This window comes from Micromonospora sp. NPDC049366, from assembly GCF_044466625.1.
Taxonomy (GTDB): domain Bacteria; phylum Actinomycetota; class Actinomycetes; order Mycobacteriales; family Micromonosporaceae; genus Micromonospora.
On the sequence record NZ_JBITMV010000002.1, the window covers coordinates 322067 to 337178 of the forward strand.

Here is a 15112-nt window from a genome sequence, read left to right on the forward strand (position 1 = left end):
CGGGGTTGCGAGCCCCGCAGTCGCGAACGGAGGTGGCCCGGTGAGCGCGAGGAGTGAGCCGGGGTTGCGAGCCCCGCAGTCGCGAACGGAGGTGGCCCGGTGAGCGCGAGGAGTGAGCCGGGGTTGCGAGCCCCGCAGTCGCGAACGGAGGTGGCGCAGTGAGCGTCCTGTCGCTGCTGCCGGCCCGGCGGCCCGTACCGGGCGTCTTCGTGGCCCTGACCCTCACCCTGGCGATCGGCTGGCTGGTCGTCCTGCTCGACGGCGGTCAGCTGTTCAACCAGTCCACGACGGTGAGTCTGCTGCACGTCGCCGCCGGGCTCGGGCTCGTCGCGGTCGGCCAGACCCTGGTGATCCTGGGCGGCTCGCTCGACCTGTCCGTGGCGTACGTGATCAGCCTCAGCACGCTCGTCGCCGCCGAGACGATGAACGGCAGCGACGGCGCGGTGCTGCCGGCGGTCGGCCTGGCGCTCGCCGTCAGCGCCGGAATCGGGCTGTTCAACGGGCTCCTCGTCACGAAGGCCCGGGTCAACGCGTTCATCGCGACCCTCGGCGTCGGGCTGCTGCTCAAGGGCTACCTCGACAACGGCTACGACGGCCCGGCGGGCACCACCGCGCCCTCGCTCGTGCAGTCGCTCGGCTATCAGCGCGTCGGGCCGGTGCCGGTCTCGTTCCTGCTGCTGCTGGCCGTGACCGCGGTGGTCTGGTTCGCGCTCACGCGGACCCGCTTCGGCCACCACCTGGTCGCCGTCGGTGGGGACCCGGAGGTGGCCCGGCTCTCCGGCGTCCGCAACGACCGGGTCCTCGTCACCGCGCACGTCCTGTGCTCGATGTGCGCCGGACTTGCCGGCATCTACCTGGCCAGCCGGCTCGGCTCGGGCGCCCCGCGCGTCGGCACGGAGGGCCTCTACGACCTGGAGTCGATCGCCGCGGTGGTGATCGGCGGGACCGCCCTCGCCGGTGGGCGCGGCGGCGTCATCGGCACGGTCGGCGGCGTGTTGCTGCTCGCCAGCATCGACGCCATCTTCAACCAACTCGAGGTCGACGCCTTCTTCAAGCAGGTGATCCGGGGCGCCGTCATCATCGCCGCGGTCGCCGTCTACGCCCGGCGGGCGATGCGAAAGGCGGGCTCCTGATCATGCAGACCGTTCAGTCTCGTCCGCTGCCGCTGCGCCTGCCGCGGGTACGCCCCGGCGGGGTGCTGCCGATCTTCGCGATTCTCGTGGTGTTGCTGGTGCTCGTCGGCATCCGGCAGCCCGACTTCCTCGCCCCGCCGTCGCTGATGTCCTTCCTCGGCCGGTCGGCGCCGATCATCCTGCTCGCCGCCGGCCAGTATTTCGTGATCGTCTCCGGCGAGTTGGACCTCTCGGTCGGCTCCCTGGTCACCGCGCAGGTGGTGGTCGCCGCCCGGCTGATCGACGGCGACCCGGCGCGCACCTGGCCGGTGGTGCTGCTCCTGCTCGTGTTCGGCGCGCTGGTCGGGCTGGTCAACGGGCTGGTCACGACGCGGCTGCGGGTGCCCTCGTTCATCACCACCCTCGGCATGTTCCTGATCCTCTTCGGCGCGGTCTACCTGTGGTCCGACGGCGCCCCTAAGGGCGCGCTCTCCGAGGAGTTCCGCCGGTTCGGTCGGCGAGCCGTCGAGGACGTGCCGCTGTTGGGCCGGGTGCCGTACGCGCTACTGATCCTGGTGGTCCTGGCGGTGGCGGCCGCGCTGCTGATGCGGTCGGACTTCGGCCGGACGCTGGTCGCCGTCGGAGACAACCCGCGCACCGCGGAGCTGAGCGGGGTGCGCGTCTGGCGTACCCGGACCACCGCCTTCATCCTCAGCGGGCTCGCGGCGGCGGTGGCGGCGATCCTGCTCGGCGGCTACAGCGGGGTGTCGTTCCAGGCCGGCGCGGGCCTGGAGTTCGGCGCGATCACCGCCGTCGTCCTCGGTGGGGTGGCGCTCGGCGGGGGGCGCGGTGCGGTCGTCGGCGCGATGCTCGGTGCGCTGACCCTCGAACTGCTCTTCGCCCTGATGAATTTCTACGGCGTCTCCGGCGCCCTCAGATCGACCGTCCAGGGCGCGATCATCCTGCTCGCCGTGGCGGTCTCGGCAACGCGTTCCTCGACCAGATAGGGGAAAACATAGTGCGACGATCCATTGCGGCCCTCGCCGCCGTCACCCTGCTCTCCCTCAGCGCCTGCGCCACCGACGAGCCGGTCGCGAGCCCTTCGGGCAGCGCCCCCGCCGCGGGATCGGGCACCGGGGACCAGTCGAAGTTCTTCGTGCAGGCCGACTACGACGCCGAGCTGTCGCTGCTCACCGCCACTGCCACGGGCCCGGCGGACAAGCCGTGGGAGCAGGCGCTCAACCCGACGATGGTCGACACCGCCAAGTTCAAGAAGAAGGGGCCGTACAAGATCTGTTTCTCGAACGCGGCCCTGAACAACCCCTGGCGGCAGGTCGGCTTCAAGACGATGCAGGCCGAGGTCGAGGCGCAGCGCAGCCGCATCAAGGAGTTCGTGCACGTCGACGCCGAGGGCAAGGACCAGAAGCAGATCGCGGACATCAACGACCTGCTTGGCAAGGGCTGCGACGCGCTGATCGTCTCGCCGAACACCACCGCCACGCTCACCCCGGCCGTCGAGGCGGCCTGCCAGGCCGGGCTGCCGGTCGTCGTCTTCGACCGTGGTGTCAACACGAAGTGCCCGGTGACGTTCATCAACCCGATCGGCGGTTACGGGTTCGGCCACGTCGGCGCCGAGTTCGTCAGCCAGAAGATGAAGCCCGGCGGCAAGGTCCTCGCCCTGCGGATCCTGCCCGGCGTCGACGTCCTGGAGACCCGCTGGTCGGCGGCGAAGGTCGCCTTCGACAAGGCGGGCGTCGACGTCGTCGGCGTCGAGTTCACCGACGGTGACCCGGCCAAGACCAAGAAGATCGTCGACGACTACATCCAGCGGTACGGCACCATTGACGGCGTCTGGATGGACGCCGGCGCGGTCGCCGTCGCGGCGGTCGAGGCGTTCCAGGACGCGGGCAAGCCCGTCCCGCCGATCAACGGTGAGGACCAGCTGGACTTCCTGAAGATCTGGAAGGACAAGAACCTGACGGCGATCGCCCCGACCTACCCCACCTACCAGTGGCGTACGCCGATCATCGCCGCGCTGCGGATCCTCGACGGCGAGCAGGTGTCCAACCCCTGGAAGCTGCCCCAGCCGACCATCACCCAGGACAACCTGGACCAGTACCTCGACGCGAACATGCCGCCGCTGCACTACGCGATGTGCGGCTGCACCGACCTGCCCGGTTACCCGCAGCGCTGGAAGTAGGGTCCGGTGTACGCCATCGGCGTGAATCCCTGGGTGTGGGCGTCGCCGGTCGACGACGACGCCCTCGCCGAGCTGATCCCACGGATCGCCTCGTTCGGTTTCGACGCGGTCGAGCTGCCCATCGAGCAGCCCGGTGACTGGGATCCGACCCGTACCCGCGACCTGCTGGCCGCGCACGGCCTCGTCGCGGCCGGGGTCTGCGCGGTCACCCCGCCGGGGCGGGACCTCGTGGACACCACCCCGGAGGTCGTCGAGCGGACGGTGGCGTACCTGACGGGGTGCGTCGACAGCGCCGCGGCTGTCGGCGCGCCCTGCGTCGGCGGTCCGGTCTACGCGTCGGTGGGCCGCACCTGGCGGATGACCCCGACGGCGCGCGCCGGCTGTTACGCGGACTTCCGCCGCGCGCTCGCGCCGGTGGCCGACCACGCGGCCGAGCGGGGTGTGTCCATCGGCGTGGAGGCGCTCAACCGGTACGAGACGAGCGTGGTCAACACCGTGGAGCAGACCATCGAGCTGATCGACGGCCTGCCCTCGAACGTCGGCATCATGCTCGACACGTACCACCTGAACATCGAGGAGGCCGACCCGTACGCGGCGCTGGCCGTCGCCGGGCCGCACCTCAAGCACGTCCAGGTCAGCGGCACCAACCGCGGTGCGCCCGGCAGCGACCACTTCGACTGGCCCCGGTTCGCCGCCGCCCTCGCGGCGACCGGCTACCGGGGCGCGGTCTGCATCGAATCGTTCACCGCCGAGAACGAGACGATCGCGACCGCCGCCTCGATCTGGCGTCCGCTCGCCCCGTCGCAGGACCGGCTCGCGCTGGACGGCCTGGCCTACCTCCGGCGGGTCCTGCCCTGAGCGTGGAGCCGCTCCGGCGTCCGTCGGAGCGGCTCCGCCCGTCAGCGGGGTGGGCCGTCGGTGGGGCTGAGCGAGTAGTAATCCTCCTCCTCGCCGGCCAGGTGCAGCCGCAGCACGGCGTCCAACCCGTACAGGGCGGCGAGCAGGTCGGGCACCTCGTCGGGGCGCAGCCTCCCGTCCGGTAGCTGCGCGAGGTGACCGCCGACGCGGTCCACCAGGCGGTTGATCTCCACATGCTCCCGGCTCATCGTCGAGGTCGCCTCCTCGCCGCCGAGCGGGCCGGCCAGCGCCGGGTAGAGCCGGCGCTCCTCGCCCGACTCGTGCGGCAGCACCTCGTCGGTGAGCCGCCGGTGCACCTCGCGCAGCGCCGGCACGCACTCCGGGGCGTCCGGGTGGGTGGCCACCAGGTCGGCGGTGTCCCGCAGCCGGGCCAGCACCTCCCGCACCTCGGCGTGCTGGCCGGCGTACCGGTCGAGCAGGTCCCGGGTCTGCGCCGGCACGGCGCGGTGGCGCAGTCCGCCGCGCAGCGCCCGCAACGCGTTGAGGATCACCAGCACGTCGATGCCCTCCTGCAGGAACGCGCCGGCGACCGGGGGTAGCCGGCCGAGGGCCGCGACCACCATCGCCACCACCGCCAGACCCATCCCGACCGCGGCGCTCTGGATCGCGATCCGGCGCGCGTACCGGGCGATCTCGACGGCGTCGGCGAGCCGGTCGAGCCGGTCCACGGTGAGTACCGCGTCGGCGACGTCGGCGGACGCGGTCGCGCCGGTGGCACCCATCGCCACGCCGACGTGCGCCTCGGCCAGGGCGGGAGCGTCGTTGACGCCGTCGCCCACCATCACGGTGACCGCCCGCCCGGACTCCGACCGGACCCGGTCGACCTTCTCCCGCGGCGAGCACTGGGCGATCACGTCGTCGACGCCCACCAGCTGCGCCACCTGCCGCGCCGCGCGCGGCCGGTCACCGGTGACCATGACCAGCCGGGTCAGGCCGGCTTCCCGCAGCCGCCGCACCGTACGCCGGGCGTCCGGTCGCACCGGGTCCTCCAGGAGGATCGCGCCGAACGGGCCGCGGTCGTCGCCGACCCAGACGGTGGAGCGCCCCGCCAGCTCGGCGCGCTCCCGGATCCGCCGCGCCCACTCGGGTGGCTCACCGGTCAACTGGCCCACCCGCACCAGCCGGCCGTCCACCCGGCCGGTCACCCCACGCCCCGGCTCCTCGGTCACCTCCGCCGGTTCGGCCAGCCGCAGGCCCCGCTCCCGGGCCTGCCCGACGACGGCGGCGGCCAGCACGTGCGGGGAGAGCTGCTCGACCGAGGCGGCCAGCCGCAGCACCTCGTCCCGGTCACCGCCCGGGGCGGCCACGACCTCGCTCGCGCGCGGACGGCCGGCGGTCAGCGTGCCCGTCTTGTCCATCAGGAGGGTGCGGGCGCGGCCCAGCAGCTCCAGCGACCCGCCCTCCCGGATCAGCACGCCCCGCCGGGCCACCCGGGACAGCCCGGAGACGATGGCGATCGGGGTGGCCAGCAGCAGCGGGCAGGGAGTGGCCACCACCAGCACCGCAACCGCCCTCAGGAACTCGCCGGTCACCAGCCAGGCGACGCCGGCCAGCAGCAGGGTGAACGGTACGAAGGCGGCCGCGTACCGGTCGGCGAGCCGGACCACGGGCGCCTTGCGCGCGGTCGCCTCCTCCGCCAGCCGGACGATCCCGGCGTACGTGCTCTCCGCCGCGTTCCTCGTGGCCCGCAGCCCGAAGCCGGCGCCGGCGTTGACCACGCCGCTGGCCACCTGCTCACCCTCGGCGCGGTCGACGAGCTGCGACTCACCGGTGACCACCGACTCGTCCAGCGTCGCGGCCTCCTCGACCGTGCCGTCCACCGGCACCACGTCGCCGGGGCCCACCAGCAGCCGGTCACCGGCCGCGACCCGGTCCAACGGCACCACCTCGATCCCGCCGTCGGGTGTGCGCCGTCGCGCCTGCCGAGGGGCTCGTTCCAGCAGCGCGCGCAGGTCACGGGTGGCTCGGCGCTGCGCGTACCCCTCCAATGCCCGCCCGGTGCCCACCATCACGGCGATGACCGCGCCGGCCAGGTACTCCCGGACCAGCAGCGTGCCGACCAGCGCCAGCACGGCGATCACATCGACCCCGAACTGCCGGTGCCACAGCTGCCGCAGCATCGCCCAGGCCGCCGGCAGCAGCGCCGCCAGGGTCACCGCCCCCCAGACCAGGTCGGCCGCGTCCCGCCGGCCGGCGAGCTGGAAGCCGACGCCGAGCAGCAGCGCGAGGGTGAGCAGGGTCAGGGGTGCCCACACCCGCCAGTCGATCCGGCGTCGCCGGGTCGGCCGTTCCGGCACGCACTCGCGCGGTTCCGCCCCCACCTGCGGATCGTCTCAGCGGCCCGGGCCGCCGCACGGCGCAACCGGGGTATTCGACGCGAGCCGGGTTCTCCGCGGTCGGAACGTCGGTGGTCCGATCCCTGTGGCGGGCAGGCCCGGCCACCCGACCCGGGCGTTCACCGGCGGACGGCCGGGCCGCGTGAAACGCTTCCTCGGCATCGTCGCCCGCCAGGTCGGCACTGCCCTGGCCGCCCGTACCGAACACGCGTCGCTGCGCACTCTGGGCCTCTGGAGCAACCGTCTGCTGCTCTGGGGAATCGCGTTCGAGATCGCCTTCGCCGCCGCCCTCGTCACCGTGCCACCGCTGCGGGCGATGTTCGGCACCGCCCTGCCGGACCCGCTGATGCTCGCCCTTCTGATCGCCTTTCCGATCCTGGTGTGGGTGCCGGACGAGCTACGCCGAGCGGTGCTTCGCCGCCGCGTCGCCGTGCGGTGAGGTCACGGCCGCGTCGACCCGGCAACCTCCCCGTTCCGCCCTGATCCACCCCGAACCGGACGTAGTTTGGGGCGCAGAGGCGGCGGTGCGCGGGGGACGGTGTGATGGGGGAGCCGCGGGAGGCGTTCGTTGAGGCGCAGGAGCGGCTCGACCGGCCGGGCACGCGGATGCTGGACCGGCTCCGGCGGGCGCAGGCCGACGACGGGCGGATCGACGCCGCCGACCTGCGACGCGCCGCGGACGAGCAGGGCTGGCCGGTGGCGGCCGTCAACGGCTCCGCGACCTACTACGCCGACTTCAGCCAGGCGCGGCCGGGCCGACGCCACGTGCGGGTGTGCGAAGGGACCTCCTGCTTCGTGAGCGGTCAGGGCCGGCACGTCGCGTCGCTGGAACGGGCGCTGGGCGTACGGCTGGGTGAGCGCGCGGCGGACGGCTCGGTGTCCCTGCAGGCCGTCCGCTGCCTCGGCTACTGCTACGACTCGCCGGCCGTGTTGGACGGGAGGCTACCGGCCGGCGGGGAGATTCTGGGCGGGCTCTTCGGCGACCCGCTGGCCGCGCGGCGGCGGACCCGGCCCGGTTGGGTCGAGCCGTTGAAGATGCGATCGACGTCCATCCCGTACGCCGCCGAGGTCGATCCGCCGGTGGTGCTGGCCGGGCTGGTCGGGGGAGAGGACCCGTGGGCGGTGTGGCCCGGTGTCGTGACGAGCGGCGCCCCCGAGGCGATCATGTCGGAGATCACCGCCTCCGGGCTGCGGGGGCGGGGCGGCGCCGGATTCCCCGTGGCGAAGAAGTGGGCGGCGACCGCCGACGAACCCGGGCCCCGCTACGTGGTGGGCAACGGCGACGAGGGCGATCCGGGCTCCTACGGCGATCGACTGTTGATGGAGCACGACCCGGACCGGGTCCTCGCCGGCCTGGCGCTGGCCGCGTTCACTGTGGGTGCCCGGCGCGGCCTCATCCTCGTGCGTTCGGAGTATCCGGCGGCGGCGGATCGGTTGCGTACCGCGGCGGCGCAGGCGCGCGAGGCCGGCCACCTGGGGGAGCGCGTGCACGGCTCTTCGGTCGACTTCGACGTGGAGATCGTGGTGGGCGCCGGCTCGTACGTCGCGGGCGAGGAGACGGCGTTGCTGGAGTCTCTGGCCGGGCTGCGCGCCACCGTGCGTGCCCGACCCCCGTACCCGACCAGCCACGGCTTTCTCGGACGACCGACCGCCGTCAACAACGTGGAGACCCTGGCGGCGGTGCCGTGGATCGTCCGGCACGGCGGTGCGGCGTACGCCCGCCTGGGGCACCCGGACGAACCCGGCACCAAGCTGGTCTGCCTGAGTCAGCGTTTTCGCCGTCCGGGCGTGTACGAGGTGGAGTTCGGCGTGCCGCTGCGTCACCTCGTGCACGACCTCGGCGGCGGCCTGCGCGAGCCCTATCGGTTGCGCGCGTTGCAGGTCGGCGGCCCGCTCGGCGGTTTCCTCGCACCGGACCAGCTCGACCTGCCACTGCTGTCGAAACCGCTGGCGGAGGCCGGAGCCGCGCTCGGTCACGGCAGCCTGGTCGCGGTCGATGCCACGGTGCCGGCCGCCGCCATCCTGCGCCACGCCTGGGCGTTCGGGGCGGCGGAGAGCTGCGGCGCCTGCACCCCCTGCCGGGTCGGCGCCCGGCGCGGCCTCGAACTGGCCGACCAGCTCCAGGAACCCGAACACGTCACGGCCGCGCTCGCCGACCACGAACCCCTGCTCGACGTGCTGGACGTGGCGAGCCTGTGCGCGTTCGGGCGTGGCCTGTCCTGCGCCGTGCGCAGCCTGCTGCGGGTGTACGCCGACGAACTGCACCCGCCGGCCCCCGCCCGAGCGGAGGGCTGGTAGATGCGGGTGTCCGTCGATGGCGTCGGTGTCGAGGTGGCCGTGGGGGCGACCGTGTTGGACGCCGTACGCGCGGCCGGGGTGGCGGTGCCCACCCTCTGTTACGACGAGCGGCTCACCCCGCAGGGGTCGTGTCGGGTCTGCCTGGTCGGGGTGGGTGGGCGGGCGATGCCGGCCTGCACCACGCCCGCCGGTGCCGGCATGGAGATTGCGACTGCCGACGACACCGCCCGCCGGGCCGCCGGACTCGCGTTGGAGCTGCTCGTGTCCCAACTGCCCGCGCGGGCGCTCGACATCCCCGCCGAGCGCAGCGAGCTGGTCCGCGCCTGCCAGCTTCTCGGCGTGACCGACACCCGGTTCCACGGCGCCACCCGCGAGTCCGGCGTCGACCACTCCCACCCCTACGTGAAACTCGACCGGGATCTCTGCATTGCCTGCAACCGGTGCGTACGGATGTGCGCCGAGGTGCAGGGCACGTTCGCGCTGTCCCTGACCGGGCGCGGGTTCGACACCGTCGTCGCGCCAGGCGACGGCGGCTCCTGGGTGTCGTCACCCTGCGTGGGATGCGGCGGTTGTGTCGACAGTTGCCCGAGCGGAGCGCTGACGGAGCCGGGCCTGGCGGATCCTCGCCCGCTCAGTCGGACGACGGGCACCACCTGCGGCTACTGCGGCGTGGGCTGCCAGCTACGAGTGCACGTACGCGACGACACCGTCGCCGCGATCACACCCGCGCTCGACGGGCCGGTCAACCGAGGTCACGCCTGCGTCAAGGGCCGCTTCGCGCACGCCTTCACCCGGTCCCGGGACCGGCTGACCACTCCGCTCGTTCGCGACAGCCGCGACGCGCCGCTACGGCCGGCGTCCTGGGAGGAGGCGCTCACCGTCGTCGCCACCCGGTTGACGGCCATCAGGGACCGCCACGGGCCGGACGCCATCGGCATGATCTCCTCTGCCCGGGCGACCAACGAGGAGAATTACCTCGCCCAGAAGTTCGCCCGCGTCGTGCTCGGCACCAACAACATCGACAACTGCTCCCGGCTGTGCCACGCGCCGTCCGCGGTGGGGCTCAGTGCGGCTTTCGGTCACGCCGGGGGAACCAACCCCGTCGACGACCTCGACCGCGCCGACTGCATCCTCGTCGCCGGCGCCAACCCGACGGAGGCGCACCCGGTCATCGGGGCCCGGATCAAACAACTGGTGCTCCGCGGCGCTCGGCTCGTCGTGATCGACCCCCGCCGCATCGACCTCGCGGAGCTGGCCGACGTGCACGTCCAGGCCAGGCCGGGCGCCAACGTCGCCGTCTTCAACGGCATCGCCCGGGTGCTGCTCGACGAGGGGCACACGGACGAGCGGTTCCTCCGTACGCGCGCCAGCGGGCTCGCCGACCTGACCGCGCTGTTGGCCGACTATCCACCCGACCGCGCGGCGCGGCTCGCCGGCATCACGCCCGAGACGCTCGTCGCGGCGGCCCGTCTCTACGGGACGGCACGCCGCCCGGCGATCGTCTACGGGCTCGGCGTCACGGAGCACGCGCACGGCACCGACGGCGTACGGACCCTGGCGAACCTCGCCATCCTCAAGGGGGCGGTCGGCACTCCCGAGTGCTGCGGGGTGCTGTCCCTGCGGGGCCAGAACAACGTCCAGGGCGCCTCCGACATGGGCGCTCTGCCGGACCAGCTTCCCGGCTATCAGCGCGTCACCGACGACGCCGTGCGCGCCCGGTTCGACCACGCCTGGCAGGCGCGTGTGCCGGCCCGGCCCGGGCTGCGCATCCTGGACATGTTCGCCGCGGCCGTGGCCGGACGCGTTCGTGCGATGTACGTCATCGGCGAGGACATCGCGCAGACCGACCCGGACAGCGGCAACGTACGCCGGGCACTGGCCTCCTGCGAGCTCGTCGTCAACCACGACGTGTTCCCGTCAGCCACGGCCGAACACGCCGACGTGGTGTTCCCGGCGGCGTCCTTCCTGGAGAAGGATGGGACCTTCGTCAACTTGGACCGCCGTGTCCAGCGGGTCCGTGCCGCGTTGAACCCGCCCGGGCAGGCGCGCAGTGACTTCGACATCCTGCACCTGCTCGCCGCTGCGATGGGCGCGGACCTCGGCTGCCCCACGCCGGCGGCCGCGATGGCCGAATGCGCCTCGCTGACCCCGAGCTTCGCCGGCATCTCGCACGCCCGGCTCGACCGCGACGGGCCGTTGCACTGGCCGTGCCGGGGCGCCGACCAGCCCGACGAGGCGCGCCTCTACCTCGACTCGTTCGCCACTGCCGACGGGCGTGCCGCGCTGGCGGCGCGGCCGTACCTGCCGCCCGGCGAGCAACCCGACGCCGGCCATCCCTATGTCCTGATCACCGGGCGTCGGCTGGTGCACTACAACAGCGGATCGATGAGCCGGCGCACGCCCAACCGCCGGCTCCGTCCGCACGAGCTTCTCGACCTGCATCCCGACGACGCCGCCCGGCTCGGGCTCGGCGACGGCGACCTCGTCGAGGTCAGCAGCCGCCGGGCGACCGTCACATTCCCCGTCCGTCTGACGGACACGGTCGGCCCGGGGCAGCTGTTCACCACCTTCGCTTTCCCGGAGACCTCCACCAACGCCCTCACCTCCGACGTCGCCGACGCCGAGACCGGCTGCCCCGAATACAAGATCACGGCAGTCTCCCTGCGACCTGCGGATCGAGGAGATCCGACGGGCCCGTAGCGGCAGGGCGACATCACGTGGCGTCATCGCCCTTGCGTATGGCATCACCGTGATGCCATACTGGCGTCATGGAACTTCGTGGGTACGTGGATGCGGTCCGACGCGACCTCGCGGTGGCGGCCGCGGCCGGCGGCGAGGAGGCACGCGAACTCGGTGAGCGGCTCAGCGCGGCGTTGGAGTCGTCGATCCGGCTGGCCCTGCTGGACGCGCTCTCCGAAGCGGCGACCGAGATCACTCGTGACCTCGCGCCCGGCTCGGTCGACCTGCGGCTGCGCAACCGGGAGCCGAGCTTCGTCGTGACGCCGCCACCGGCCGAGCAGTGGGCCGACGACACGGAGACGCCGGTGGCGTCACCGTTGACGCCACCGGTGATGCCACCGCCGCAGCCGCCCGCCGACGGTGAGGACGAGACGACCGTACGGATCAGCCTGCGCCTGCCGGAGCACCTCAAGGCGCGCGTCGAGCAGGCGGCGGCGGCCGCCGGCGTCTCCATCAACACCTGGCTGATCAGGGCGGCTGCCGCCGCCGTCGACGCCGGCAACCAGGCCCCGAGAGCCGAGGCCCCCCGGCGCTCCGGCACCCCGACCGGAGGCCAGCGCTACACCGGCTGGGTGCGCTGACGGCACCGGCCCCACCGACCACCCGAAAGGGGAAACACCATGCCATCCTTCGACACCCCCGACCCGATCTCGGCGTCGATCGAACTCGTCGCCGGCGACCTCCGCATCACCGCCGGCGCGCGCGCCGACACGGTCGTCCACGTGCGACCCGCCGACGAATCCGACGAGCGCGACGTGCGCGCGGCCGCGCAGACCCGCGTGGAGTACGCCTCCGGCCACCTCCTGGTCCGCGGTCCCCGGCAGCCCAACTTCGGCATCTTCGGCAAGACCGGCTCCGTCGAGGTGACGGTCGACCTGCCCGCCGGCTCCGACGTCGACGGGAAGCTGGGCGTCGGGACGGTCAACTGCTCCGGCGCGCTGGCCGACTGCCGCCTCAAGACCGGCGCCGGTGACCTGCAGGTCGAGGACACGCGCACCCTGCGCCTCAACACCGGCTTCGGCGCCGCCGTGGCCGAAAACGTGACCGGTGACGCCGAGATCACCACCGGCTCCGGCAAGATCAGTGTCCGCGCCGTCGGCGGGCAGGCCGTACTCAAGAACAGCAACGGCGACACGTGGATCGGCGACGCCGGCGGCGAGCTGCGGGTTCGCTCCGCCAACGGCCACATCATCGCCGAGCACGCCGCCGCCTCCGTCACGGCGAACACCGCCAACGGTGACATCCGCATCGGCGAGGTGGTCCGCGGATCGGCGACCCTGCGTACCGCCGCGGGCCGCGTCGAGGTCGGCATCCGCCGCGGCACCGCGGCCCGCCTCGACCTGCACACCCAATTCGGCAAGGTCCGCAACGACCTGGACGCCGCCACCGCCCCCGCCGACACCGACGAGAAGACCGAGGTGCTCGCCCGTACGGCGTTCGGCGACATCGTGATCCACCGCGCCTGACGCACCCCACCACCGCACGATCCGGTCAGCGGCGCACCCGCCGCTGACCGGCGGTGAACCGCGCCCCCGTACACCGGTCCCGCTCCGTCGGCCCGACCGGCGATGGCGCGCGCCCCCGGCACCCACGCCAAGACTTCGAACGATGGAGGAGCAATGACCGTAACGACCGCGACCCGGCCGGTCATCTCGGTGTCCGGCCTACGCAAGACGTACGGGGACAAGACCGTCCTCGACGGCATCGACCTCACGGTCACCGAGGGAACCGTCTTCTCGCTGCTCGGCCCCAACGGCGCCGGAAAGACCACCGTCGTACGGATCCTGTCCACCCTGATCCCCGCCGACGCCGGGTCGGTCCGCGTCGCCGGCCACGACCTCACCGGCCAGCCCGACGGCGTACGGGCGGCGATCGGCGTGACCGGGCAGTTCTCCGCCGTCGACAACCTCCTCACCGGCGCGGAGAACCTCAAGCTCATGGCCGACCTGCACCACCTCGGCCGCACCGAGGGTCGACGCCGCATCGCCGAGCTGACCGACCGCTTCGACCTCGGAGAGGTCGCCCGCAAACCGGTCTCCGTCTACTCCGGCGGCATGCGACGCCGGCTGGACCTGGCGATGACCCTGGTCGGCAACCCGCGGCTGATCTTCCTCGACGAGCCCACCACGGGTCTCGACCCGCGCAGCCGACACGCGATGTGGCAGATCATCCGCGGACTCGTCGCCGAGGGCGTCACCGTCTTCCTCACCACCCAGTACCTCGACGAGGCCGACCAGCTCGCCGACCGCATCGCCGTGCTAGACCACGGTCGCATCGTGGTCGAGGGCACCCCCGACGAGCTGAAGCGCCGCATCCCGGGCGGTCACATCCTGCTGCGCTTCACCGACCCCGCCGCCCTGCGCGCCGCCGCCCGCGCCCTCACCGTCGCCCAACGCGACGATGACGCCCTCACCCTGCAGGTCAGCAGCGACGGCGACGTCCGTTCGCTGCGGGCCCTGCTCGACCGGCTCGACGACGCACGGGTCGAGGTGGACCACCTCTCGATCCACACGCCCGACCTGGACGACGTCTTCTTCGCCTTCACCGGCACGCCCGCATCCGCCGCGCAGCACACCCACCCGGGGGGACACCGATGACCAGCCTTGCTCACACCCTGACCGACTCGGCGACGATGTTCCGCCGACAGGTTCGCCACCTCCAGCGTTACCCCTCGCTCACCGCGATGCTGATCGGCCTCCCCGTCGTCCTCCTGCTGCTGTTCGTCTACGTCTTCGGCGAAGCCCTCGGCGCCGGGCTCCCCGGTGGTGACCGCGGCGCGTACCTCAACTACCTGGTCCCCGGCATGCTGCTGTTCAGCGTGACCGGCGCCGCGCAGGGGACCGCCATCTCCGTGGCGATGGACATGACCGAGGGCATCGTCGACCGCTTCCGCACCATGGCCATCTCCCGTGCGTCCGTCCTGACCGGACACGTCCTCGGCAGCCTGGTGCAGACGATGCTCTGCATCGCCGTCGTGCTCGGCATCTCGCTCGCCATCGGGTTCCGCCCGAACGCCACCCCGGTCGAGTGGCTCGCCACCGTCGGCGTGCTCGCCGCGATCGCGTTCGCGCTGATCTGGCTGTCGGTCGCGCTCGGCCTGGTCAGCGACAGCGTCGAGACCGCCAGCAACACGCCCATGTTCCTGACCCTGCTGCCGTTCCTGGGCAGTGGCTTCGTGCCCACCGACACCATGCCGGCCGGGCTGCGGTGGTTCGCCGACTACCAGCCGTTCACACCGGTGATCGAGACGTTGCGTGGCCTGCTGCTCGGCTCGGGGATCGGCACCAGCGCCCCGCTCGCGCTGGACTGGTGCGCGGTGATCTCGCTGCTGTCGTACCTGTGGGCCCGCCGCGCGTTCCGTCGACGCGCGGCCCGGTAGCCGCACCGGACGCGCGCGGGGGGGGCCCCCGGGGGGGGCCCCCCCCCCCCGCCCGCCCCCCCCCCCCGGCGCCCGGGGGGGGGGGGGTCGGAGGCGGCCCCCCGAAAGCCCGCAAGTGCCACCGCGCGCT

At 73.1% G+C, this 15112-nt stretch carries 12 protein-coding genes; 11 read left to right on the forward strand and 1 reads right to left on the reverse strand.

Annotated features, from left to right (window positions below; all coding sequences use genetic code 11):
- Positions 1 to 158: 158 nt before the first annotated feature.
- Genes ACIBTV_RS05020 through ACIBTV_RS05035 form a run of 4 tightly spaced genes read left to right on the forward strand, consistent with a single transcriptional unit; the run spans position 159 to position 4170 of the window.
- On the forward strand, positions 159 to 1133 hold the full coding sequence (locus ACIBTV_RS05020) for an ABC transporter permease (RefSeq protein WP_396702507.1): 975 nt from the start codon (positions 159 to 161) through the stop codon (positions 1131 to 1133).
- A 2-nt stretch (positions 1134 to 1135) separates the two neighbouring features.
- Positions 1136 to 2119 (forward strand): ABC transporter permease, encoded by a 984-nt coding sequence (locus ACIBTV_RS05025; RefSeq protein WP_396702509.1) that lies wholly within the window; start codon positions 1136 to 1138, stop codon positions 2117 to 2119.
- Positions 2120 to 2130: 11 nt separating this feature from the next.
- A complete protein-coding gene (locus tag ACIBTV_RS05030) occupies positions 2131 to 3312 on the forward strand; it encodes an ABC transporter substrate-binding protein (RefSeq protein ID WP_396702511.1) in 1182 nt (393 codons plus the stop codon).
- Positions 3313 to 3333: 21 nt separating this feature from the next.
- Positions 3334 to 4170, forward strand: coding sequence for a sugar phosphate isomerase/epimerase family protein (locus ACIBTV_RS05035; protein ID WP_396702513.1), 837 nt, complete (start codon positions 3334 to 3336; stop codon positions 4168 to 4170).
- A 41-nt stretch (positions 4171 to 4211) separates the two neighbouring features.
- On the opposite strand, the gene ACIBTV_RS05040 is transcribed toward ACIBTV_RS05035, so the two are convergent.
- Positions 4212 to 6551 carry a heavy metal translocating P-type ATPase gene (locus tag ACIBTV_RS05040; RefSeq protein WP_396702515.1) on the reverse strand — a complete coding sequence of 780 codons (2340 nt, stop codon included), beginning with the start codon at positions 6549 to 6551 and terminating at the stop codon, positions 4212 to 4214.
- Between the two features lie 157 nt (positions 6552 to 6708).
- On the opposite strand from ACIBTV_RS05040, the gene ACIBTV_RS05045 reads away from it, so the two are divergent.
- The 7 genes from ACIBTV_RS05045 to ACIBTV_RS05075 all read left to right on the forward strand — a co-directional run bounded on the left by ACIBTV_RS05045 (position 6709) and on the right by ACIBTV_RS05075 (position 14982).
- Positions 6709 to 7005: a cation transporting ATPase C-terminal domain-containing protein gene (locus ACIBTV_RS05045; RefSeq protein WP_396702517.1), complete on the forward strand. Its 297-nt coding sequence runs from the start codon at positions 6709 to 6711 to the stop codon at positions 7003 to 7005.
- 104 nt (positions 7006 to 7109) lie between these two features.
- Entirely contained in the window at positions 7110 to 8864 is a 1755-nt protein-coding gene (locus ACIBTV_RS05050) for an NAD(P)H-dependent oxidoreductase subunit E (RefSeq protein ID WP_396702518.1), read from the forward strand.
- Positions 8865 to 11564 (forward strand): formate dehydrogenase subunit alpha, encoded by a 2700-nt coding sequence (gene fdhF / locus ACIBTV_RS05055; RefSeq protein ID WP_396702520.1) that lies wholly within the window; start codon positions 8865 to 8867, stop codon positions 11562 to 11564.
- A 68-nt stretch (positions 11565 to 11632) separates the two neighbouring features.
- Positions 11633 to 12184: a toxin-antitoxin system HicB family antitoxin gene (locus ACIBTV_RS05060; protein WP_396702522.1), complete on the forward strand. Its 552-nt coding sequence runs from the start codon at positions 11633 to 11635 to the stop codon at positions 12182 to 12184.
- Positions 12185 to 12223: 39 nt separating this feature from the next.
- On the forward strand, positions 12224 to 13069 hold the full coding sequence (locus ACIBTV_RS05065; RefSeq protein WP_396702524.1) for a DUF4097 family beta strand repeat-containing protein: 846 nt from the start codon (positions 12224 to 12226) through the stop codon (positions 13067 to 13069).
- Positions 13070 to 13222: 153 nt separating this feature from the next.
- Positions 13223 to 14200, forward strand: a complete 978-nt coding sequence (locus tag ACIBTV_RS05070) for an ATP-binding cassette domain-containing protein (RefSeq protein WP_396702526.1) — start codon at positions 13223 to 13225, stop codon at positions 14198 to 14200.
- The gene (locus tag ACIBTV_RS05075; protein ID WP_396702528.1) at positions 14197 to 14982 is read left to right on the forward strand and encodes an ABC transporter permease; all 786 of its coding nucleotides are present in this window, start codon (positions 14197 to 14199) and stop codon (positions 14980 to 14982) included. Before ACIBTV_RS05070 ends, ACIBTV_RS05075 begins: the two co-directional genes overlap by 4 nt.
- Positions 14983 to 15112: the final 130 nt, after the last annotated feature.